Source organism: Breznakiella homolactica, assembly GCF_016616095.2.
Classification (GTDB): Bacteria; Spirochaetota; Spirochaetia; order Treponematales; family Breznakiellaceae; genus Breznakiella; species Breznakiella homolactica.
Genome location: NZ_CP067089.2, coordinates 1457642 through 1478994 on the forward strand (window position 1 = coordinate 1457642; position 21353 = coordinate 1478994).

Annotated in this window: 20 protein-coding genes and 1 tRNA gene; 14 read left to right on the plus strand and 7 right to left on the minus strand. The window is 54.3% G+C overall.

The genetic code is table 11. The features are described from left to right. Window positions 1-76 precede the first annotated feature (76 nt). Window positions 77-1276 carry an NADP-dependent isocitrate dehydrogenase gene (locus tag JFL75_RS06710; RefSeq protein ID WP_215625913.1) on the plus strand — a complete coding sequence of 400 codons (1200 nt, stop codon included), beginning with the start codon at window positions 77-79 and terminating at the stop codon, window positions 1274-1276. 38 nt (window positions 1277-1314) lie between these two features. On the opposite strand, the gene JFL75_RS06715 is transcribed toward JFL75_RS06710, so the two are convergent. Next, the gene (locus JFL75_RS06715) at window positions 1315-2469 is read right to left on the minus strand and encodes a glycosyltransferase (protein ID WP_223292787.1); all 1155 of its coding nucleotides are present in this window, start codon (window positions 2467-2469) and stop codon (window positions 1315-1317) included. Between the two features lie 221 nt (window positions 2470-2690). On the opposite strand from JFL75_RS06715, the gene JFL75_RS06720 reads away from it, so the two are divergent. Both JFL75_RS06720 and JFL75_RS06725 read left to right on the plus strand, forming a co-directional pair. Further along, window positions 2691-2764: transfer RNA gene (locus JFL75_RS06720), tRNA-Ala, on the plus strand. Window positions 2765-2962: 198 nt separating this feature from the next. Continuing rightward, the gene (locus JFL75_RS06725) at window positions 2963-3991 is read left to right on the plus strand and encodes a hypothetical protein (RefSeq protein WP_215625914.1); all 1029 of its coding nucleotides are present in this window, start codon (window positions 2963-2965) and stop codon (window positions 3989-3991) included. Window positions 3992-4082: 91 nt separating this feature from the next. Here the strand turns inward: JFL75_RS06725 and JFL75_RS20960 are convergent, their stop codons facing one another. From JFL75_RS20960 to JFL75_RS06755, 5 genes are all read right to left on the minus strand, one after another. Beyond that, window positions 4083-5612: an ATP-binding cassette domain-containing protein gene (locus tag JFL75_RS20960; protein ID WP_215625915.1), complete on the minus strand. Its 1530-nt coding sequence runs from the start codon at window positions 5610-5612 to the stop codon at window positions 4083-4085. After that, entirely contained in the window at window positions 5605-6597 is a 993-nt protein-coding gene (locus JFL75_RS06740; RefSeq protein WP_215625916.1) for a branched-chain amino acid ABC transporter permease, read from the minus strand. Before JFL75_RS06740 ends, JFL75_RS20960 begins: the two co-directional genes overlap by 8 nt. Beyond that, window positions 6594-7487 carry a branched-chain amino acid ABC transporter permease gene (locus tag JFL75_RS06745; RefSeq protein ID WP_215625917.1) on the minus strand — a complete coding sequence of 298 codons (894 nt, stop codon included), beginning with the start codon at window positions 7485-7487 and terminating at the stop codon, window positions 6594-6596. The genes JFL75_RS06740 and JFL75_RS06745 overlap by 4 nt, the downstream gene beginning before the upstream one ends. A 15-nt stretch (window positions 7488-7502) precedes the next feature. Further along, window positions 7503-8648 (minus strand): ABC transporter substrate-binding protein, encoded by a 1146-nt coding sequence (locus JFL75_RS06750; protein WP_215625918.1) that lies wholly within the window; start codon window positions 8646-8648, stop codon window positions 7503-7505. Between the two features lie 80 nt (window positions 8649-8728). After that, complete coding sequence (locus JFL75_RS06755) at window positions 8729-9517, minus strand: IclR family transcriptional regulator (protein ID WP_215625919.1); 789 nt, start codon at window positions 9515-9517, stop codon at window positions 8729-8731. Window positions 9518-9696: 179 nt separating this feature from the next. Here JFL75_RS06755 and JFL75_RS06760 point away from each other — a divergent pair, with 179 nt between their 5' ends. The 6 genes from JFL75_RS06760 to JFL75_RS06785 all read left to right on the plus strand — a co-directional run bounded on the left by JFL75_RS06760 (window position 9697) and on the right by JFL75_RS06785 (window position 14685). Further along, a complete protein-coding gene (locus tag JFL75_RS06760; protein WP_215625920.1) occupies window positions 9697-10374 on the plus strand; it encodes an RraA family protein in 678 nt (225 codons plus the stop codon). A 2-nt stretch (window positions 10375-10376) separates the two neighbouring features. Continuing rightward, window positions 10377-11051, plus strand: a complete 675-nt coding sequence (locus JFL75_RS06765; RefSeq protein WP_215625921.1) for a bifunctional 4-hydroxy-2-oxoglutarate aldolase/2-dehydro-3-deoxy-phosphogluconate aldolase — start codon at window positions 10377-10379, stop codon at window positions 11049-11051. After that, window positions 11051-12145: a sugar kinase gene (locus JFL75_RS06770; RefSeq protein WP_215625922.1), complete on the plus strand. Its 1095-nt coding sequence runs from the start codon at window positions 11051-11053 to the stop codon at window positions 12143-12145. The genes JFL75_RS06765 and JFL75_RS06770 overlap by 1 nt, the downstream gene beginning before the upstream one ends. A 61-nt stretch (window positions 12146-12206) precedes the next feature. Then, the gene (locus JFL75_RS06775) at window positions 12207-13292 is read left to right on the plus strand and encodes an Ldh family oxidoreductase (RefSeq protein WP_215625923.1); all 1086 of its coding nucleotides are present in this window, start codon (window positions 12207-12209) and stop codon (window positions 13290-13292) included. Between the two features lie 9 nt (window positions 13293-13301). Then, window positions 13302-13592 (plus strand): antibiotic biosynthesis monooxygenase, encoded by a 291-nt coding sequence (locus JFL75_RS06780; RefSeq protein WP_215625924.1) that lies wholly within the window; start codon window positions 13302-13304, stop codon window positions 13590-13592. 115 nt (window positions 13593-13707) lie between these two features. Beyond that, window positions 13708-14685: a Gfo/Idh/MocA family protein gene (locus tag JFL75_RS06785; protein WP_215625925.1), complete on the plus strand. Its 978-nt coding sequence runs from the start codon at window positions 13708-13710 to the stop codon at window positions 14683-14685. 5 nt (window positions 14686-14690) lie between these two features. Here JFL75_RS06785 and JFL75_RS06790 read toward each other — a convergent pair whose 3' ends face one another. Next, complete coding sequence (locus tag JFL75_RS06790; RefSeq protein ID WP_215625926.1) at window positions 14691-15350, minus strand: GntR family transcriptional regulator; 660 nt, start codon at window positions 15348-15350, stop codon at window positions 14691-14693. Between the two features lie 196 nt (window positions 15351-15546). On the opposite strand from JFL75_RS06790, the gene JFL75_RS06795 reads away from it, so the two are divergent. From JFL75_RS06795 to JFL75_RS06815, 5 genes are all read left to right on the plus strand, one after another. Further along, a complete protein-coding gene (locus JFL75_RS06795) occupies window positions 15547-16644 on the plus strand; it encodes a mandelate racemase/muconate lactonizing enzyme family protein (RefSeq protein ID WP_215625927.1) in 1098 nt (365 codons plus the stop codon). 189 nt (window positions 16645-16833) lie between these two features. Then, window positions 16834-18165, plus strand: coding sequence for an ABC transporter substrate-binding protein (locus tag JFL75_RS06800; RefSeq protein ID WP_215625928.1), 1332 nt, complete (start codon window positions 16834-16836; stop codon window positions 18163-18165). A gap of 121 nt (window positions 18166-18286) precedes the next feature. After that, window positions 18287-19204, plus strand: coding sequence for a carbohydrate ABC transporter permease (locus tag JFL75_RS06805; RefSeq protein ID WP_215625929.1), 918 nt, complete (start codon window positions 18287-18289; stop codon window positions 19202-19204). 12 nt (window positions 19205-19216) lie between these two features. Then, the gene (locus JFL75_RS06810; protein WP_215625930.1) at window positions 19217-20056 is read left to right on the plus strand and encodes a carbohydrate ABC transporter permease; all 840 of its coding nucleotides are present in this window, start codon (window positions 19217-19219) and stop codon (window positions 20054-20056) included. 18 nt (window positions 20057-20074) lie between these two features. After that, the gene (locus tag JFL75_RS06815; RefSeq protein WP_215625931.1) at window positions 20075-21214 is read left to right on the plus strand and encodes a mandelate racemase/muconate lactonizing enzyme family protein; all 1140 of its coding nucleotides are present in this window, start codon (window positions 20075-20077) and stop codon (window positions 21212-21214) included. Window positions 21215-21353: the final 139 nt, after the last annotated feature.

A 21353-nucleotide genomic window follows, 5' to 3' on the forward strand; every position in this document is an offset into this window, starting at 1 on the left:
TATCTTACTGGAAAAATAGTCCTGTTATCAGTATACTGCCCTATCAGGTACAGACAAGTTTTTTCGGAGGACATACATGGCGGCATTAATTGAAATGAAGGAACCCCTGGTTGAGATTGACGGCGACGAGATGACCCGGGTGCTCTGGGCTCTGGTAAAGGAAAAACTTATCCTTCCCTTCGTGGATCTGAAAACAGAATACTACGACCTGGGGATCATGAACCGGGACGCCACCGGCGACGCGGTTACCGCGGAGTCGGCGGAGGCCATCCTCCGGTACGGTGTGGGGGTAAAATGCGCCACCATCACCAGCAACGCCGCCCGGAAAGAAGAATACGGCCTCAAAGCCCTCCACCCGAGTCCCAACGCAACCATCCGGGCAATACTGGACGGAACGGTATTCCGCAAGCCCATCGCGGTATCGTCAATAAAACCCAGTGTTTCAAGCTGGAAGAAACCCATCACCATCGGCCGCCACGCCTACGGGGATGTCTATAAAAACGCGGAAATGGCCGTGCCCGGACCGGGGACGGTGGAGCTGGTGTACACCGGCCGGGATGGGACGGAATCCCGTGTAACCGTGGCGGAGATGCCCGGGCCGGGGGTCGTCCAGGGCATGCACAACCTGGATGAGTCCATCCGGAGTTTCGCCCGGGCGTGTTTTCTCTATGCCATCGATGAAAAGCTCCCGGTCTGGTTCGCCACCAAGGATACCATTTCAAAGACCTACGACGGCCGCTTTAAGGAAATTTTCAGCCGGGTGTACGAAGAGGAATTCAAGGAAAAATGCCGGGAAGCGGGAATTTCGTATTTTTATACCCTCATTGACGACGCGGTCGCCCGGGTGGTTAAGAGCGACGGCGGCTTCCTCTGGGCGTGCAAGAACTACGACGGCGATGTGATGAGCGATATGGTCGCCAGCGCCGCGGGAAGCCTGGCCATGATGACCAGCGTCCTGGTATCTCCCTCGGGGGCAACGGAATACGAAGCCGCCCACGGGACGGTTCAGCAGCACTACTACCGATGGCAGAAGGGAGAACGGACCAGCACCAATCCGGTGGCCCTGATTTTCGCGTGGACCGGTGCCCTGGCGAAACGGGGAGAGATTGACAATACCCCGGATCTCGCGGATTTTGCGCGGCGCCTGGAAAAAGCGACCTTAAGGACCATTGAAGAAGGGGACATGACCGGTGACCTGCTCCGCCTGGCGGATCCCGCCCCGGCAAAAGCCCTCGATTCATGGGAGTTTATTGACGCCATTGCCGGAAGGCTGTAGCGGTCAGGATCCGGCCGTCCGGATAAGCCCGGGAACCGTCAGTCCGGACAGGAAAGATCCGCGCCCTTCCAGCGGGCCTTTACCCCGAAGACGCCGAGAATGGTAAGGAAGGTAAAGTACATGGGCGTAAAAATAAGCTGGAAAATATAGGCAAGTCCCGCCCTGGGAAGGGAGACCCGGAAAAGGGCAAGAACGGCTATGGTGTTCATGGTCATGGAAATATAGACCCCCGCGGGAAGCAGCCAAACCCAGGGAACAAACAGCGCCGGAACGATACAGAGAATACCCAATGATATGGCCGCCATGAGGTACCCGAAGTTGAGCCGGGTTGAAAAATCGGGACTGAAAAGGCCTCCGTTGTTCCAGCGCAGGGTTTGGCTGACAAAATTCCTCCAGGTCCGTTCTCCCTGGGTCATGACATGGACATCGGAGCCGCAGGCGGCCCTCACTTTGTACCGGGACCGGGCCCGGATCTGCGCGATGAGGGACGCGTCTTCCGTGGGGGACGGCGGTACCGCGTCGTATCCGCCCACGGCTTCCAGGGCTTCGCGCCTGAGGATGAGATTGTTCCCGAATCCGCCCCCGGCAGCGCCGAGGCCGGTGGATGCCGCCAGATACATATACCGTACCGCGTGATCGAAACACTGGTACAATTGGAAAAACCCGCGGCCCTGAGCCTTTTTAAAAACCGGCCCGATGGTGATGCCTGTCCCGTGATTCCGCATCCGGGCGGCCATGGCCGATACCCAGCCGGGAGGCACCGTACAATCCGCGTCGGTAAAGAGAAAAAGCTCTCCGTCCGCCGCTTCGATTCCCCGGGCAAGGGCATACTGTTTGCGGTTTATCCCCGGGTTTTCTTCAAGCCGGATCAGGGTCACCGGAATTGCGGGGACTTTTTTTTCAAAATCCCGGAGAAGATCCCCTCCCCCGTCCGATGAACGGTCGTCAATAAATATGAATTCCAGTTCCGGGTATTCCTGGGCCGCCAGGCTTTCCAGAAGGGGCCGCATCCGTTCTTTTTCATTGCGGAAGGGGATAACCACCGAGACCCTGGGAAACCGCGGTTCACCCGGCTGGGATTTTGATAGGGCATTCCTGTCCCGGCGCCATTCAAGGATGAGACCGATCATAAGCCCCGCGTGGACGGTCACAAAAAAAGCAGCTAATAACAGGCAGACAATAAACAGAGCCAAACGATCCTCCGGAAAGTGCTGGCAGAAGGAACCGGCGTACACCGGCGCACAGGGACAGCATAGATCTTAATATAAATATGACCTAAGTGCTACAGAGCGGGATTACATTTTTGCCCGGGAATACTGCACCCACTCTGCGGTTTTTTTATATGGCGGCCCCCGGGACTGTAAATTGCCGCTCTTGATTCATTCACCGCATTCTGGTATAGTTCCTGAGTACCGGGGAATTAGCTCAGTTGGCTAGAGCGGTTGGTTCGCAATCAACAGGCCAGGGGTTCGAATCCCCTATTCTCCATAAAAACGGCCGGATAACTCTGATACAATCAGATTCCGGCCGTTTTTGTTAATCCCGCTTAACCGGTATCCCGCGCCGGAACCACTGTAAATGACTGGTAACACATTGTTATATTGCTGTATTGAAAAGGAATGGGCTTCCAGCCTAGTATAAAGAAGCAGGCTGCAAATGCCTGTAACAAGAGAGGAGGAATTTTTTATGAGAAAAGCGATTGCTTTTGTATTGCTTGGTATGGTCTGCTGCGGCAGCGTCATCTTCGCCGATGATGCCAAGACCATGCCTGCCCGGGTGGGACGGTTCTACGTGGCGCCGACCTTTGCGTTTGCCAACGGCGAATACAACGATGACTGGGAATACGAAAAATACGATGATGGTGACGGTGCGCTGAAGGTATTCAACCTCGGATTTGCGGTTGAGTACGGAGTTCTCGACTGGATCACGGCGGCGGTGCAGTGGGTTCCGGGATGGACCATCTGGTCCGAAGTGGACACTACCATCGGAGCTTCCGATGACGTGGATGCCAACGGCCTGTACGACCTCTTTGTGGGCGCCAAAATCCAGATTGTGGGGGAGAAGGCGCCGGTTAAATCCACCATGTTCCGCGCGGCTATTGCTCCGGGGGTAAAGATCCCCCTCCCGGGCAATGATTTCGAGGATGAATTCAAAAGCGCAATTACCAATGACTCCCTGACCGGAGCCAACGCGGACAAGCATGCCTTCGGGGTCGGAAGCCGGGCGTACTTCGACGTACTTATCAATAAAATGTTCTACATCAACCTCTACGGTGAGTTTCTTTATTTCCCTATCAAAAAATCATTTAAAGACCACAGCATTGTATATCAGGGACTGGTGGCTCAGAATCCGGCGTTAAAGCCCCTGCTGGATGATGTGGATGTCAGCTACGGCTGGGATCTGACCCTTGAACTGGAACCCAACTTTGAAACAACCCTTACCGACGGGCTCACCTTCAGCGCTGGGCTGCCCATAACCTTCGTGATGACCCCGGGTCTGTCATTCGACCATAAACTTCCCGCCGCGGTAGCGTCCTATCTCGGCAGCGAGGATCCTACGTACCTCCTGAAGCTTTCCCCCAACGTGTCCTTCTTCCTGACCAACACGCTGCTTCCGCTGGAATTCAAAATGACCTACGCCATTCCTTTGATCGGCCAGAACTCCAGGGCGCTCCACTCCCTGACGCTGCAGGCGCGGATCTACTTCAGGATCTGAGTTTTATAACCAGTTAACAAAAAAACAAAACCCCGGACTTGCACCGGGGTTTTGTTTTTGGCAAGGCGGCTTACCAGCAGCGCCGGAAATCCTATCCGCCGAGATAGGCGCTCTTAACCTTCGGATTGCTCAGAAGCTCGGAAGCCTTTCCTTCCAGGACAATCTGTCCGACCTCAATCACGAAAGCCCGGTCAGCCACACCCAGCGCCGCTTTGGCATTCTGTTCAACCAGGATAATGGTCTGGCCGTCCCGGGAAATTTTCTGGATGACCTTAAAAACTTCCTCGGTGAATTTCGGGGACAGTCCCATGGAAGGTTCATCCAGGAGGAGCATTCTGGGGCGGGCCATCATCGCCCGGGCGATGGCGAGCATCTGCTGCTCACCGCCGGACAGGGAACCGCCGAACTGGGTGATACGCTCCTTGAGCCGGGGAAACAGGGACAGAGCGTATTCGTAATCTTTTTCAATCTCGGCTTTGTCGTTCCTGAGGAACGCCCCCATCATGATATTTTCCTTTACCGAAAGCTGCGGGAAAATCCCCCGGCCTTCCGGAACATGGATCATGCCGCGGCCCACCAGTTTAAAGGGAGCCACACCGTTTACCGGCATATTCTGGTATTCCACGGTTCCGTTTTTCGGGACCAGGAGACCGCTGATGGTTTTGAGCAGGGTTGTCTTGCCCGCGCCGTTGGCGCCGATAAGGGCCAGGAATTCACCCTCGGCCACGGAAAAACTGATATCCTTGAGGATATGCGCCGCGCCGTAATAGGTATCCACATTGGTGAGCTTCAGGAGCGTCCCCGCGCTGCCGGGAACCGTCCGTTCGCCCGCGCCGGAAGCCCCCAGGTCCGCGGAACCGCCGAGGTAAGCCGCGATAACGGTTTCGTCCGACTGAACCGCTTCGGGCAGGCCCTCGGCGATTTTTCTGCCGCAGTCCAGGACGGTTATCTCGTCCGCAAGATCCGAGACCATTTTCATATCGTGGTCGATGAGGATTACGGTTATGCCCCGGTCACGGATTTTCCGGATCAGATTCGCCAGTTCCTGTTTTTCCGTGGGATTCATACCCGCCGCGGGTTCATCCAGCAGCAGCAGAATAGGATCCGTCGCGAGGGCCCGGGTAATTTCAACGAGGCGCTGCTGGCCGTAGGAAAGCTCGCTGGCCTGGAGGTCATTGTACTGGTGAATGCCCACAAATTCCAGCTCCTCTTCGGCCTTTTTCCGGAACCGGTCCTCATCCTTTTTTATACCCGGCAGCCCCAGAAGCACACCGGTGAGTTTCGATTTTTCCCGGCATTGGGCAGCGACCACCACATTGTCGAGAACCGTCATTCCTTTAAACAGTTCAATATGCTGGAAGGTCCGGGCAATGCCCTTCCGGGCGAGCCGGTGGGTGGGCAGCCTGTCCAGAGTTTCCCCGCCGAGCCGCATGGACCCGCTGGTGGCCGGGATATAGCCGGTAAGCACGTTGAACATGGTGGTTTTTCCGGATCCGTTGGGACCGATGAGGCCGCGGATTTCACCGGCGCGCACCGTCAGATCCACTCCGTCCAGGGCGACCACCCCGCCGAATTTTTTTACGATTCCCTTCGCCTCAAGCAGCACAGTATTGTCAGCCATTCTTTTTTCTCCTCAAGCCGAAGGTTCTGGCAAAGAAATTACCCGCGTCCATACCGAGTCCGATGATTCCCTTTTTGAGGAAAATGGTTGCCATAACGATCAGCAGGGAATACACCACCATCTGGAACTGGCCCAGGGGCCGGAGTATTTCCGGAAGCACCGCCACGGCAACGCCGCCGAGCAGAGATCCGTGGATGGAACCGACGCCGCCCACAACGATCATGGTCAGCACGAGAACGCTGAGACTCATGTTGTAAATGTCGGGACTCACGGTGGTCATATAATGGGCGTAGAGGGAACCGCCGGCGCCGCCGAAGGCAGCGGAAAGCACAAAGGCCAGGATCTTGTAGTACGCCAGGTTGATGCCCAGACTCTGGGCGGAGGTATCACTTTCCCGCACAGCCTTGAGACTCCGGCCCACCCGGGATTTCTCGATCCGTTCTCCCAGAATTGTAGCCACAATCACCAGGGCGTACACCAGGATGAGCCACCCTTGCAGGCTGTAGATTTCCTTCCCGAAGAAACTCGGCGCGGCAATTCCCACAATTCCCATGGGCCCCTTGGTGAGGCTGATCCACTGGGTCAGGATGGTCTGGATTATGCCGGCGAAACTGGTGGTGACCAAAACGAGGTAGACCCCGCCCCGCACCTTGAGCGCGGGATATCCGATGATGAGTCCCGCCACCGCGGACAGCACAATCGCCGCGGGAAAGGCGAGCCAGAAACTGACACCCAGGCGGGAGGACAGAATCGCCGAGGTATATGAACCAATGGCGTAAAAACCGGCCATACCAAGGTTTATCTGGCCGCAGAGGCCGGTGACAATATTGAGCCCAATGGCGAGAAAACTGTAAATCCCGCCGATGATGATTATATGCGAAACATAGGGGTCCCCCACGAGAAACAGCAGGGCAAGACCTATGACAACAATCGCGACCAAGGTAAGGGTTTTATTTTTTCTGACCAGCAGCAGCGGATTCTTCATGCCTTCCTCCCGGGACCGGCGTCAAACAGTCCCCCTGGTTTAAATATCATGATGAGAATGAGGATGATAAAGGAAGTGGCATCCTTGAACTGGGACGAAAGCAGGCCGCCGGCGAGGTTTTCAACAATACCCAGAAGCAGGCCCCCCACAACGGCTCCGGGAATGTTGCCGAATCCGCCGAGAACCGCCGCGGTAAAGGCTTTTGAGTTAATGATAGCCCCCATCTGGGGGGTCACGAAAAATTTCGGCGCCAGAAGGATTCCCGCGAGGCCGGCCAGTCCGCTGGCGATGATAATGGTGAGAGCGTCGGTTTTAATGTGGCTGATCCCCATCAGTCCCGCCACAGCGCGGTTCTGGGAGGAAGCCCGCATGGCGGTTCCGGTTTTCGTTTTCGTGAGGAAAAGCCAGAGGAGCCCCGCGGCGATCAGGCTGATGCACAGGACAAAAACATCCTGGGGCACGATATACACACCGAAAATCTGCACCGGCGTCATGGGAAATATGGCGGGATAGGGCCGGCCGGTGGATCCCCAGATAAGGATCGCGATATTCTGAAGCAGCATCTGAACGCCGACACAGCCGCCGATAACATAGAGAAAGCCGATTTTCGTGGTGGGCCGCATCACCAGGATATAAATCAGAAAGCCGAAAAATGCCGATACGGCGGTCCCGATCAGCGCGGCGGGGATAAAGGGGAGCTGGGCTCCCCATTCTCCGGTAACGAACATAAGGGATACCGAAGCCGCTATCATGAAGATTTCACCCTGGGCAAAGTTAACCACCCGGACACCGCTCCAGATCATGGAATGAGCCAGAGCCACGAGGCCGTATACACTTCCGATGGCCAACCCGCCCACTATCAGCTGTACAAAGACAGACAACGAATTCATGGTATCCCCCTGCTCTTATTTCATTGAAGGATCAAAGAATGCAGTGGCGCCGTTCTTTATGGTCCCGAACTGCATGGAGTGCAGGCCTTCGCCGTTTGCGTCAAAATCAAAGGTTCCTTCCACGCCCTTGAAGGTCAGCTCCCGGAGCGCCTTCTGGATGGCGGCGTGATCGGTGCTGCCGGCTTTTTCGATAGCCGCGGCTGCAAGATAGATTGAATCGTATCCGGTGGCGGCGAAATCATCGGGGGTTTTGCCGTAGTTTTTTTCGAAGGAAGTTACAAAGTCTGAAACCTGGGGATCGGGATTGGCGGAAATAAAGCCCGCGGCAAAAATCAGATTTTCCGCTGCGCCGCCGGCCGCGCCCACCGTGGTGGTGGATTCGATTCCCGCGCCGCCGGCGAACCGGGCTTCAATACCCATCTGCCGGGCCTGTTTCATGGCGAGCCCCATATCAACCATGGGACCGATAAGTACCAGAACATCGGGATTGGCGTTCCTGATTTTCAGGAGCTGGGAACTGAAATCCTTGTCCCCGGGGGTAAAGGTTTCATTGGCCACGATGATATTGGTTCTGCCGGCCAATGCTTTTTCGATAGACGCGGCGCCGCCGATGCCGTAGTCCGCCGAATCATGGAGGATCGCCAGCCGCTTAAAGCCCACATCATCAATGAGGTAGGAACCCAGGGAACCGAATTTAACTTCATCGTTGGCCCTGGTCCGGAAAATCCACTGGTTGCCCTGTTCGCAGATGCCCACATTGGTACCGTGGGGAAGCATGGGAACCTGGGCTTTCTCGATAACCGGCAGCATGGCGAAACAGGGGGAACTCTGGGAATCCCCGATTACCACCGCCACGTTGTCCCGGTGGAGCAGCTTGTTCAGGGCGGCCACAGCCTGCGCCGGGATACCCTGGGAATCTTCAAGGATCAGTTCAATCTGCCGGCCAAGGACACCGCCTTTGGCGTTGATTTCGGCAACTGCCAGTTTGGCGCCGTTGCCCTGCATTTCGCCCAATCCGGCGTTGTCCCCGGTCCTGGCCGAAACGGCCCCGATTTTTATGGCGCCCCCTTCGGAGCTTCCCCCGGCGAACACGGGAGTACCGGCGGTAAGGATCAGCAGCGCGGCCAGCGCCGTATACAGGATTTTCTTTGAGAATGACATGTGTCGTACCTCCTAACAGTATTAGAGAGATTGTACGGACCATTTTTTTATTTTGTCAAGAAAAATTTTGAAATACGGTTTTATTTTTGTTCTTTTTGGTAGCCCAGGGCCAGGGAAAGCTCCTCGGCGGAGGAAATCACCAGGTCCTTGAGCGCCGCCATGCGGCTGTCCACCAGCCGGACCGTCGGACCGGAAACACTTATGGAAGCAATTACTTTCCCGTAATAATCCCGGACCGGCGCGGCGATGCACCGGACGCCGTATTCGTGTTCTTCGTTGTCGTAGGAACACCCGTCCTTGCGGATATTCTGGAGCTCCGCGGCAAGCTGCAGCCGGCTGGTTATGGTTTTTTCGGTGAATTTATGAAACGTACACGTCCCCAGGTAGCGCTCCAGAGCCTCGGAATCGAGCCACGCCAGGAGCACCTTGCCGACTCCGGTGCAGTATTCCGGCGCCGTACTGCCCACCCTGGACTGCATACTGACCCGTAAATTGTGGCTGGATTCGATTTTAGACAGGTATGTGAGGCGGTTATCCTCGAGAATAGCCAGGTGGACCGTTTCTTCCGAAAGCATGGCCAGGCGTTTCAGTATGGGCTGGGAAAATCGGATCATGTCGATCCTGCCGTAGGTGCACATTCCCAGCTGAAACAGCCTGAGGGTCAGGGAATACTGGTCGTTGTCCGCGTCCCTGCGGACGTATCCCTTTTCAATCAGGGTACACATGAACCGGTATACCGTACTTTTGTGGCTTCCCACAAACGCGGCAAGATCGGTGAGGGACATTTCTCCGTTGTCCGCCAGGGCTTCCAGGATTCCCAGTGTTTTTGCTACTGCCTGAACTTCCCCGGGCTCTTTATTTTCTGTCATTGTACTCCCTCACGGTTTGATTTTTTCTAAAATACCATGATTTCTCATTATTTTCAATAATTTCTTTAAACAAAGCAAATATGGCATTTTTTTAAAACTCTGTTTCATTTTCATTTGACAATATCAAATATGTGTGATTCCATAGTAATACGAGATAAATAAACGGAGGATTGCGGAATATGAAAAAAATCATCGGAAAACGCCCGGAACTGGATCAGGGTATACTGGATAAATTCGCGGGCCTTACCAATGTCATGAGTGTTTCCTGCGTGGTGGGAGACAGCATGGAGCGGGACGGCATCATGCACAGCTGCATGAAAATGCGGAGCGTAAATAAATCTTTCATAGGGCCGGCCTTTACGGTCAAACTCTCTTCCGGCTTCCTGGCGGACTGCCTGGAAATTTTTGAGCATGTAAAACCCGGGGATGTGGTGGTCATCGATGCCTTCGGTGATACGGAAACATCCATCTGGGGCGGACTCATGTCGGGACTCGCCAAGGCCGCCGGCGTTAAGGGTGTGGTTATTTACGGTTCCGCCCGGGATACCGACGAATCCCGGCTCCTGGACTTCCCCATCGTGTCCAAGTCCGTTTCTCCCCGGGAAGCCCACAGCGCCATTACCAAAATATTCGAACCCATTGAACTGATGACACCGGTGTCCTGCGCCGGGGTAATCGTAAATCCCGGGGATATCGTGGTGGCCGATGAAATCGGCGTCAGCGTCGTTCCCTACGGCCAGGCCGAAGCGGTGTACGAAAAAGCCGCGAAGCAGGCTGCCCAGGAAGAGGCTACCCGGAAGGAAATCCTCAAGGGCGCCACCGTGGCGGAGCTTCTCGCGAAATTCGGGAGGATATAGCCATGGCCGGACCGGATACTGAAAAGGTATTTCCCCGGAAAATCAGAGATGCCATTGAGGCCGCCGGGATCGTGGCGGTCCTCGTGATTGACGACGCGTCCCAGGCGGTTTCCGCGGCGAAAGCCCTGATTGACGGCGGAGTTACCGCCATGGAACTGGCCCTGCGTACCCCCGCTTCTCTGGAGGCGCTGAAATCCATTACCTGGGAAGTGCCTGGTATGCTGGCCGGTGTGGGTACCGTCATTGAGGAAGGCCAGGTCAGGGAAGCAAAGGACAGCGGCGCGGCATTCATCGTAACCCCCGGAACAAACCGCCGTATCATCGAAAAGGCGGTTTCCGAAGGGATGCCCATAGCGCCGGGCATCGCGGTTCCCTCGGATATAGAAACCGCCCTGGAATGCGGATGCCGGACCATGAAATTGTTTCCCGCGGAAAACCTCGGAGGCATACCCTATCTCCAGGCCATCAACGCGCCCTACGCCCACCTCGGCGTCAGGTATATTCCCCTGGGAGGCGTCAGCGAAAAAAACCTCGCCGCCTACGCGGAAAACCCGCTGATACTGGGTATCGGCGGCTCATGGATCGCACCGCGTACATTAATACAGGAAAAGAACTGGAGCCGTATCACGGCAAACGCAAAAGAAGCGATCCGAATATGCAGGGAGGCGCGAACGTAATGGGAAAACTCGTAACCTTCGGAGAAGTCATGGCCCGTATGGAGCCGCAATTCCCCTACCGTTTTGCCCAGGCGGTGCCGGGTACCCTGAACTGTACCTTCGCGGGGGCGGAGGCGAATGTTGCCGCGTCCTACGCCCTCCTCGGGGGAGACGCGTCCTACGCGACGGCCCTTCCCTCGGGTCCGCTGCCGGACGCCTTTATCACCCAGATGCGGGGACTTACGGTAGACATATCCCGGATTCACATAACCCCCAAGGGCCGCATGGGTATTTTCTTTCTCGAAACCGGAAGCTGCCAGCGGCCAAGCAAAGTCTGGTACGACCGGGACTATTCCTCTATTGCGGTAACGGCCCCGGAGGAATACGACTGGGAGACAATCCTCAAAGACGCCGAACGGCTCCATATTTCAGGGATCACCCCGGCCATTTCGGAAATGGCTGCCCAAAGTTCCCTGGCAATTGTGAAAGCCGCGGCGGCCAAGGGCATTAAGGTATCGGTGGATCTCAACTTCCGGAAAAAACTCTGGAAATGGCGGCCCGGAAAATCAGCCAACGAGCTCGCCCGGGAGGTTGTGGGAGAAATGCTGGGATACACCGATCTGGTCATCGGCAATGAGGAAGACGCCCATGATGTACTGGGCATACAGGCCGGTGAATCCGATGTCAATGCAGGAAAGCTCGACATCGGCCGGTATCCCGATGTGGCCGGCCAGATCGCCGCCCGATACCCCTCGGTGACCAAAGTGGCCTTTACCCTGCGGGAAAGTATTTCCGCAAACCACAACAACTGGGGAGCCATGCTTTGGGTAAAAGACAGCGGCAAAGCCCACTTTGCCCCGCTTAAGGACGGACAGTACGAACCCTACCGGATTACCGACATAACCGACCGTGTGGGAGGGGGCGACTCCTTTGCCGCGTCCCTGCTCTTTGCCCTGCAGGACCCGGAATTCTCCGGAAACACCCAGGACTGCCTCGCCTTTGCGGTGGCGGCTTCCTGCCTCTGCCATACCATCAAGGGCGACTTCAACTATGTAAACCGGGAGGAAGTCGTCTCCCTTATGAAGGGAGATTCCACCGGAAGGGTTAAACGGTAAAAGTGTCCGGCCGCGCCGGAACCGGCGGTCTGATACCGCTCAAACAAATAAGGACAACAGAATGAGTACAGTCGATCATCTAATCGGAAAAAAGGTTAACCCCGACGCCCTGGAAGCGTGGTGCAAAAAAGCCATGGTTAAAAGCGGCCTCACGGAATCCGATGCCGCCATGGCGGCGGATGTATTTACCGCCGCCGACACCAGGGGCATTTTCAGCCACGGAACCCGGCAGATCCGGGGACTGATGCGCAACGTCAGGGACGGCCGCATCGACCCGAAGGCAGCCCCGTCGGTGGCGGTGGATATTGTGTCCGCCGCGGTCATTGACGGCCACGACGCGTTCCCCACGACCAATGCCATCGAAGCCATGAAACTTGCCATCGAAAAGGCGAAAAAAACGGGAATCGCCTATGTGGGGGTAAAAAACTCCAGCCACATCGGAGCCCTGAGCTACTATCCCCTTATGGCGGCGAAGGAAGGGCTCATCGGCATTGCCATGACCAATACCGACCCCTGGATGACCGTCCCCGGCGGAAAAGGGCCGATCATGGGGACGAATCCCATTGCCTACGCCATCCCCAACGGAACGGAGGAACCCATATTCCTGGACATTGCCACCAGTTCCGTGGCGGTTACCAAGATCCTATCCATGAAGGCCGTGGGGAAAAAACTCCCCGATAAATGGCTGGTGGACGAAAACGGCATTCCCACGGACGATCCCGTGAATTACCCGGAAAAAGGCGCCCTCCTCCCCATGGCCATGCACAAGGGATACGGCCTGGCCCTGCTGGTGGAAACCCTCTCCGCGGTGATGACCGGATCGGCCTTCCTGAGCGGCATCAACTGCTGGCTCAACGACATTCCCGAAAAAGCCAACGAAGGCCACGCGTTTATCGCCCTCAACATCGACGCCCTGATGCCGGAAAGCGAATTCACCAAAAGGCTCAAGGAAATGACCGATGAAATCCAGAATTCACCCAAAGCCGACAACGCGGATAAAATCATGCTCCCCGGGGATATCGAGCATGAGAAACGAAGAAAAGCCTTCGCCCAGGGACTGGAACTGCCGGATTTCGTTTTGGTGAATCTCTACGGCCTTGCGGAGGACATCTCCGATACCGAAGCCTTCAACAGCCTTTTTTCATAGGAGCCGCGTATGATTATCCGAGAAGTTTTAATGGAAATAGATACCGCCAAGGAACGGGAATTCGTTGCGTTCTGGCACAGTGAATACCGGAAAGCCATGGCCGGCCAGAAGGGATTCGTCGGCGCCGAGCTGCTGAAGCAGCAGGAAAAATCAAACAGCTACCAGATGCTGCTTAGATTCCGGTCCTCCGAGGATGCCGCCCAGTGGCGTGAATCGGATGACCATACCCGGCTCGGGCCGCTGCTCAAGGAATACGCGGCGGTTATGGAGCTGCGGGTATTCGATCTTGCCGAATGGTAAGAACCATTTCTTTATAAAATCAGGAGCCGGTGACCGGCTCCTTTTTTTGTATTTTCCCTTCCGCTGAAAGACATCTTAGTATACGATATAGGTAACAACACAAGGAGTGAATCCAATGAAAATAGCCATACTTGGAGCGGGAAACATCGCGCGGAAAATGGCCCTCACCGCCGCGAAAATGGACACCGTCGAAGCCTGCGCCGTGGGCGCCCGGGATGCCGGAAGAGCTAAAACTTTTGCCGAGGAATTCGGTATCAAAAAATCCTACGGCTCCTATGAGGAACTGGTCAGTGACAGTGAAGTAGATCTCGTATACGTGGCGACACCTCAATCCCATCATTACAACCATATGAAACTGTGTCTGGAACACGGGAAGCCCGTGCTCTGCGAAAAAGCCTTTACCGCCAATGCCCGGCAGGCCCGGGATATCCTCGATCTGGGAAAACAGAAAAAGCTCCTCGTGGCGGAGGCCATCTGGACCCGGTATATGCCTATGCGGAAAACCCTGGACGAAACCATAGCCAGCGGCATCATCGGAAAGGTAAACGCCCTCACGGCCAACCTGGGATATCCGGTTTTCCGGAAGGAACGTCTCAGGGAGCCCAGCCTCGCGGGAGGCGCCCTCCTCGATATCGGAGTATATCCCGTTAATTTCGCCCTCATGGCCTTCGGCGGTGAAATACAGAAAATCGATTCCAGCGTGGTAATGACCCCCGAAGGGGTCGACGCCATGGAAAACATAAGCCTGATGTACCGTGACGGACGGATGGCATCACTGCACAGCACCATGGTATCCGTAAGCGACCGCCGGGGGCTTATCTTCGGGGAAAAGGGTTATATTGAAGTTACCAACATCAACAACCCCGCGCGGATCGCGGTGTATCTCTACGACGGCACGGACTATACCCTGGCGGAAAGCCACGATATGCCGCCCCAGATAACCGGTTTTGAATATCAGGTAGAATCCTGCCGGAAAGCCCTTGAATCGGGCTGGCTGGAGTGCCCCGAAATGCCCCATTCGGAAATCATTACGGTCATGGAACTCTTTGACGGACTGCGGAAAAGCTGGGGCATGAAATACCCCATGGATTAACCCGCTTATAGTTTCGAATTCGGCATCCGGGCAGCCATGATCCGGCTGAATACATTCCGGACATGCTGCCGGGCTTCCTGTTCGGCCCGCTGGGAATCCTTAGCAATGATTGCTTCAAGAACTGCCAGGCGCTCGGGCACCGAAGCGTCGGGAAACAGGGGAATGGTACGGGTAATGAGTCCCATGGAATCGATTCTGACTGAAATAGATGCCGACAGTTTTTCCAGCATGGAATTGCCGCAGAGAGTCCTGAGTTTTGAAACGTAGCGGCTGCCGAATTTATGAAGTTTTTCCGCCCGCTCGGCATCGTCGGAAATATCCTTAATCTGGAGCAGTTCCTCCCGGAGGTCCTCGAAAGGAGCTGTATCAATATGGGGTTTGCAGAGGATGTTTGCAATCATACCCTCCACAGCTTCCCGCGTTTCGTAAATATTGCAGAGTTCCCCAAAATCCACGGTGGCCACAAATGTTCCAAGGTGCGGTTTGATGGTCACCACCTGCTCATCTTCAAGACGGTGGAGGGCTTCACGGATCGGGGTCCTGCTCATGTTCAGCACCACTGAAAGTTCATTCTCCGGAAGGGCTTCTCCGGGAAGGTATTTTCGGTTTTTGATAAGCTGCTTTATTTTCTCATAGGCCTGTTCACTCAGTTTCTGCTCTTTCATATATTTCCATAATGAACCATAACGGTAAAATTCACAAGGGTATTGAGGACAAATAATATACAAATTGTACACAACTCGTACCGCCTTTATAAAAACAATAAAAAATTTGACAAAGCAAAAAAACAGATGTAAGATCACTTGTATACAATCTGTATAATACAAGAGCACAATCAAGGATTGCATCGGAGATGAACCAATGAAAATTACCGGCTTAGAAATACACGCTTACTCTGCCCCGCACACCACGCCGATTGCCAATGGCAAATATACGTATGCATCCACTGACATTGTTATTGCCTCGGTTCTGACCGACGAAGGGATTACCGGATACGGCTGGGCCCACGGAGGCAATCTGGTTATCGATACCCTGGAAAGTCTGCAGGAACGGATTCTTGGAGAAGACCCTTTCAATGTGGAACGGATCTGGGAAAAAATGTATCTTCCAAAAGTATACGGAAGGAAAGGATTTGCCACCCGGGCGATCAGTGCCGTGGATATTGCTCTCTGGGACATAATAGGAAAAACCGCAGGCCGGTCCGTACACCAGATGCTGGGGGGATACCGGGATTCGGTGCCCGCCTATATTGCCGGGGGCTACTACGAAGCGGATAAATCCTTTGCAGGGCTCCAGCAGGAAATGAAGGATAACCTAGCCAAGGGAGCCCGGGCAATAAAAATGAAAATCGGCGGAGCGTCCGCGGCAACGGACCTTGAACGAATTGATGCAGTCCGGGATGTGATCGGGCCGGATATTGAGCTCCTGGTGGACGCCAACAATACCTATGACAGGATAACCGCACTCAGGATGGGCAGAGAGCTGGACCGCCGGAATATTTACTGGTTTGAAGAACCGCTGTCTCCGGACGACCTGGAGGGCTGTGCGGAGCTGTGCCGAAAGATCGATACACCCATTGCGGTAGGGGAAAATGAATATACTCGGTGGGGATTCAAGCAGCTCATAGATGCCGGGGCAGCCCAGATAATAAATGCCGATGCCCAGGTGCTCGGGGGTATTACTGAATGGAAAAAGGTTGCTGATTTAGCCATGGCGGCACACATCCTTGTGGCGCCCCACGGTGACCAGGAAATCCATGCCCATCTTGTGGGGGCAATCCCCAATGGCCTCATCGTTGAATACTACGATAACAATACCAATGCATTAAAAGAAGCTATGTTTCCCAAGGCTATGCATCTTAACGGTGAAGGAGCAATCGTCCTTCCCAGTGAACCGGGATTGGGAGCGGATCCCAACTTTGAAGCCCTGGAACGCTTTAAAACATATCCGCACAGCTGAAACGGGTCATGCCCATATCAGATACCAGAGTTATTCGATAACGTTACGTATCAAGTAACTCCCGCTGAAAAAGCATGTTTTATGGACCTTAGGCCATAAAACTGTAAGATTTGTTGGATAACCAACCTGGACCGGTACGCCGGCCAGTTATCAAACAAGTCTAATATACCATCATTTGGAGGAGTAGCTATGAAAAAGTCCGTATTATTGAGCCTTATTATGGCAGTGGGACTTATCGTACCGATGGTTTTTGCCGGAGGCACCAGTGATGCTTCAAAGGCGTCATCACAGCCGAAAAGCGGAACCCTAAAAATCTGGTCCATGCTGACCCAGACCGAACGGGCAGCGGAATTCGAAAATCTTGCCCTTATGTACGAAGCGGCCAATCCCGGTGTCAAAGTTGAGATTACTGTCATGCCCTGGACAGGCGCTATGGATAAAGTGGTCTCCTCCATCATGGCCGGCAATCCCCCGGACATTACGGTGTGCGGAAACGGCTGGCCCCAAACACTGGCGGGCACCGGCGGAATTATGGAACTGAGCAAGCTCATTGATGCCATAGGAGGTAAACAGTCATTCCTCGGCACATCCCTGAATCTTGGAACCTATGAAGACGGCTATTATGCTATTCCTCTTTATGTTACGCCCTATGTGACCTACTACCGCGAAAGCTGGCTCAAGGAAGCGGGAATAACAAAACTCCCCGCCACCTGGGAAGAATACTATGATATGTGCAAAGCTGTTACAAACCCCGCCAAAAACCGATACGGATTCGGTATTCCACTGGGAGATCTCCATGGGTGGAAAACTATCTGGACACTGCTGCAGTCAAACGGTGTGGACCTGATTAATGTGGATGCCAAGGGCAACTGGTATGTAGATGTCAATGCCGCTGACAGGGCTGCCATTATTGAGGTGTACAATTACCTGTTCCGGCTTATCAGGGACTGTTCCCCTGCGGGGACCGTCAGTTATACCCAGACAAACGTCCGGGAACTGGTTGCCCAGGGAACCATCATGAGCCGCATTGATACACCGGAAATATATTACAATGTCAGGGCCATGGATCCGGAACATCTTGATGATGTATCATTCTTCTCTTTCCCCGGCCGCAAGACCGTTGGTTCCGGCCTTGGCTGGGTAGGTCTCAATGTGCTTACCAAGGGTAATACCGATCTGGCCTCGGATTTTATACGGTTCATCTTCGAAGGAAACCGGATGGTTGATTTCTATACCAGCTATCCCTATGCCATGTTCCCCGCAAAATCCGATATGTTCGAAAACCGGGACTACCAGGCAAAACTCCCGGATGAAATCAAAATCCTTGTCCCCGATATGGCTCTGGAAATTCTTGACCATGCCACGGGACTGCTCCAGGCAAATGGTCCCTTCCCCGGCGCCGGAGAAGCGGAATCCCGGAGTGTCCTGGGGAACCCCCTTTCGAATATGCTGATCCGCGGCATCAGTGCCGAACAGGCGGCGGACCAGCTTATTGCAGAACTGAAAAGCCTGATCGAATAACAGAGAACAGCAGCCCGGACTTCTTTGAACATGCAGGTCCGGGTTCCGCCTGTTTTAGAGCACAGAAAAATCAGGACCGTAGTACCCGAATACTCTGGTATCGGACAAAAGGCAGACCGACATGAAGAAAGCGAAACAATCGGAACAGCATATCATGAACCGGAAGATGAGCAGACAGGGTTTCCTGCTGTATCTTCCTGCGATTATTATCATCCTGGGTATTGTGGTATATCCCATGATATACGCACTGCAGATGAGTTTCACTAATTACCGGCCTACCCTGCCGAAGGTGAATCTGGTAGGATTTACCAATTACAAAACAATCCTATCGGATTTGAAATTCTGGCAGTCCATTATGCGGTCCCTGATTTTCACCTTCGGTTCACTAATCCCCCAAATCGTACTGGGTCTTATGATGGCATCCCTGCTTAACCACCCCATGCTGAAATTGAAAGTACTCTTCCGGGGCCTTGCCATTACCCCCTGGCTGATTCCCACGGTGGCGGTGGCCATGATCTTCCGCTGGATGTTTCATGATCTCTACGGAATCGTAAATCACATCATGGTTAGAAGTGGCTTGCTTTTATCAACCAAGGCATGGATCGCCCAGGAAGGACCGGCCATGTTTCTGCTGATTCTGGCCAATGTGTGGCGGGGAACACCCCTTATGATTACCATGTTTCTTGCGGGCCTTCAGGGGATCCCCGGCGAGTTATACGAAGCAGCGGAAGTGGACGGCGCCAATGCCTGGACCCGGTTCCGGCATGTTACCCTGCCCCTGCTCGTCCCGGTTATCATGGTATCGGGAATTCTGCGGTTCATCTGGACCTTCAACTTTTACGATCTCCCCTGGGTCATGACAGGCGGCGGTCCCGCCGAAGCTACCCAGACTGCGCCGATCTACGCGTACCGCCGGGCCTTCAGCGGCTACCGGATGGGAGAAGGTTCGGCCATCACCATCATTCTGTTTTTTATTCTGGTTCTCTTTGCGTTTCTGTACTTCAGAGTCCGGAAATACCAGGACAGGCTGTACAAATAAGGAAGCAATGATATGACTAAATCACAGCGGTATACTATAAAAAGCATCGGTGTTCATACACTGGCAATTCTCGCCCTGATTCCGGTACTGTTTCCCATTTACTGGCTCATTGTCTCGGCGCTCCAGGATCCCCAGTCGATTATCAGCATCCCGCCCCGGCTTTTTCCAAAGGGATTTTCCCTGTACTTTGTCCGGAAGGTCTTCGGGGAATTCGGGATCGGGCGCTTTCTTTTCAACAGCGTATTCCTGTCGGTAACATCAACCTTCCTGACGCTGGTGGTGGCATGCCTGGCGGCGTTCAGCTATATTGCCTACAAGTTCAGATTCCGGGAAACCTTTTCCAAGCTGGTACTCTTTGTGTATATGTTTCCCCAGATCCTCATCATCATCCCTATATATCTCCTCATGACCCGGATGCATCTTATCAATACCTTTACCGGGCTCATGCTCTGCTATATCGCCTTTGAACTTCCCATCTGTATTTGGACCATGCAGTCCTACTTCGAAACCATTCCCCGGGACTTGGTGGATGCCGCGGAGATTGACGGCCTTTCCCGCATACGGACCCTCTGGCACGTATTCCTTCCGGTGGCGCTGCCAGGGCTGGCGGCTTCGGGAATCATGACGTTCATCGGAATCTGGAACAACTTCCTCCTGGCAAATACTCTTTTAATTGATGAAACGAAAAAGACCCTCCCGGTGGTTATTGCGGACTTTGCATCCCGGGACAACATGATGCAGGGTGATGTTCTGGCGGCGTCCCTGGTGGTGTGTATCCCTTCATTCTTCTTTGCACTTTTTGCCCAGAAGTATTTGGTCGGGGGCCTCACCAGCGGGGCGGTTAAGGCTTAAGAGAAAAGGTTACTGGCTATGAAAATTACGGATATAAAAACCCGCTTCATCGATATCTATATGTTTGTGGAAGTCCATACCGATGAGGGAATAATCGGACTTGGGGAAGCCGGTTCCTGGGCTTTCCTTGAAGCCGCCGCCGCTGCGGTGGAAACCTTCAAACGGTATCTTATTGGACAGGACCCGCTGCTCCGGGAACACCATTGGCAGTATCTCTACCGCTGTTACCATTTCCGCGGGGCCGCGATTATGGCGGCCCTGTCGGCCATCGATATTGCCCTATGGGATATTGCAGGAAAATATTACGGCGTTCCCTGTTACCAGCTCATGGGCGGGAAATGCCGCGACAAGGCCAGGGTGTATTACCATGTGTACGGCGGCAGCAGGCAGGAATTAATTGACGGATGCATCCGGGCAAAAGAAGCGGGCTTTACCGCGGTGGGCCATCTGACACCTTTTGCGGATGAGCCCCGGGACAAAAGCTGGTTCAAGACCTTTGCTTCCCGGATCGATGACGGCATTGAAAGCGTCCGGCAATACCGGGAAGCGGTGGGAAATGATGTGGATTTGTGCATCGAAATTCACCGCCAGCTTACAGTGCCGGAAGCGGTTGCCCTGGGGCGGGGTATCGAAGCATACCGTCCGTATTTTTTTGAAGACCCGGTAAAACCCGATAACTTTGACGAGATGGCGGAAGTGGCCGCCAGCATTCCCATAGCCATTGCGACAGGAGAGCGGATTCACACGCTCCAGGAATTCGTGATGCTCCTTTCCCGGCATGCCTGCCGGTTTATCCGGCCCGATGTCTGTATGTGCGGCGGCCTGACCCACGCAAAAAAAATCGCCGCCCTGGCGGAAGCTTTCGGAGTGCAGGTTATTCCCCATAATCCATTGAGCCCCGTAAGCACCGCCGCGTGTATACAGCTGGCCGCGGCGATTCCCAATTTCGCTATCCAGGAATATCCCATTGGCGAGGACCGGCCGCCCAAGAGCGGCATTGTGAAAAGCGCCCTTACGCTTGAAGACGGTTTCCTGGTTATTCCCGATACTCCGGGTATCGGGGTGGAACTGCAGCCGGATGCGGAAAAGGAATTTCCTTATATACCCCGGGAATACAAAACGCGGCTCCAGTCGGACGGTTCGGTATTCGACCAATAATAGATATTGGAGTTGTTCGGAAACTTCAGTTTCAGAACAACTTCCGCTGAAAAACAGCAAAATACACAGTATTTTGCAGAATGTGTTCGATAACCAACCGGGTTATCGGACACATCTATTGCTTTTACAAAAAGGAAAC

Bases quoted from the DNA above. Each gene is read 5' to 3' on its own strand.
- JFL75_RS06710 (WP_215625913.1), top strand. From the start codon at position 77: ATGGCGGCATTAATTGAAATGAAGGAACCCCTGGTTGAGATTGACGGC.
- JFL75_RS06725 (WP_215625914.1), top strand. From the start codon at position 2,963: ATGAGAAAAGCGATTGCTTTTGTATTGCTTGGTATGGTCTGCTGCGGC.
- JFL75_RS20960 (WP_215625915.1), bottom strand. From the start codon at position 5,612: ATGGCTGACAATACTGTGCTGCTTGAGGCGAAGGGAATCGTAAAAAAA.
- JFL75_RS06740 (WP_215625916.1), bottom strand. From the start codon at position 6,597: ATGAAGAATCCGCTGCTGCTGGTCAGAAAAAATAAAACCCTTACCTTG.
- JFL75_RS06745 (WP_215625917.1), bottom strand. From the start codon at position 7,487: ATGAATTCGTTGTCTGTCTTTGTACAGCTGATAGTGGGCGGGTTGGCC.
- JFL75_RS06750 (WP_215625918.1), bottom strand. From the start codon at position 8,648: ATGTCATTCTCAAAGAAAATCCTGTATACGGCGCTGGCCGCGCTGCTG.
- JFL75_RS06755 (WP_215625919.1), bottom strand. From the start codon at position 9,517: ATGACAGAAAATAAAGAGCCCGGGGAAGTTCAGGCAGTAGCAAAAACA.
- JFL75_RS06760 (WP_215625920.1), top strand. From the start codon at position 9,697: ATGAAAAAAATCATCGGAAAACGCCCGGAACTGGATCAGGGTATACTG.
- JFL75_RS06765 (WP_215625921.1), top strand. From the start codon at position 10,377: ATGGCCGGACCGGATACTGAAAAGGTATTTCCCCGGAAAATCAGAGAT.
- JFL75_RS06770 (WP_215625922.1), top strand. From the start codon at position 11,051: ATGGGAAAACTCGTAACCTTCGGAGAAGTCATGGCCCGTATGGAGCCG.
- JFL75_RS06775 (WP_215625923.1), top strand. From the start codon at position 12,207: ATGAGTACAGTCGATCATCTAATCGGAAAAAAGGTTAACCCCGACGCC.
- JFL75_RS06780 (WP_215625924.1), top strand. From the start codon at position 13,302: ATGATTATCCGAGAAGTTTTAATGGAAATAGATACCGCCAAGGAACGG.
- JFL75_RS06785 (WP_215625925.1), top strand. From the start codon at position 13,708: ATGAAAATAGCCATACTTGGAGCGGGAAACATCGCGCGGAAAATGGCC.
- JFL75_RS06790 (WP_215625926.1), bottom strand. From the start codon at position 15,350: ATGAAAGAGCAGAAACTGAGTGAACAGGCCTATGAGAAAATAAAGCAG.
- JFL75_RS06795 (WP_215625927.1), top strand. From the start codon at position 15,547: ATGAAAATTACCGGCTTAGAAATACACGCTTACTCTGCCCCGCACACC.
- JFL75_RS06800 (WP_215625928.1), top strand. From the start codon at position 16,834: ATGAAAAAGTCCGTATTATTGAGCCTTATTATGGCAGTGGGACTTATC.
- JFL75_RS06805 (WP_215625929.1), top strand. From the start codon at position 18,287: ATGAAGAAAGCGAAACAATCGGAACAGCATATCATGAACCGGAAGATG.
- JFL75_RS06810 (WP_215625930.1), top strand. From the start codon at position 19,217: ATGACTAAATCACAGCGGTATACTATAAAAAGCATCGGTGTTCATACA.
- JFL75_RS06815 (WP_215625931.1), top strand. From the start codon at position 20,075: ATGAAAATTACGGATATAAAAACCCGCTTCATCGATATCTATATGTTT.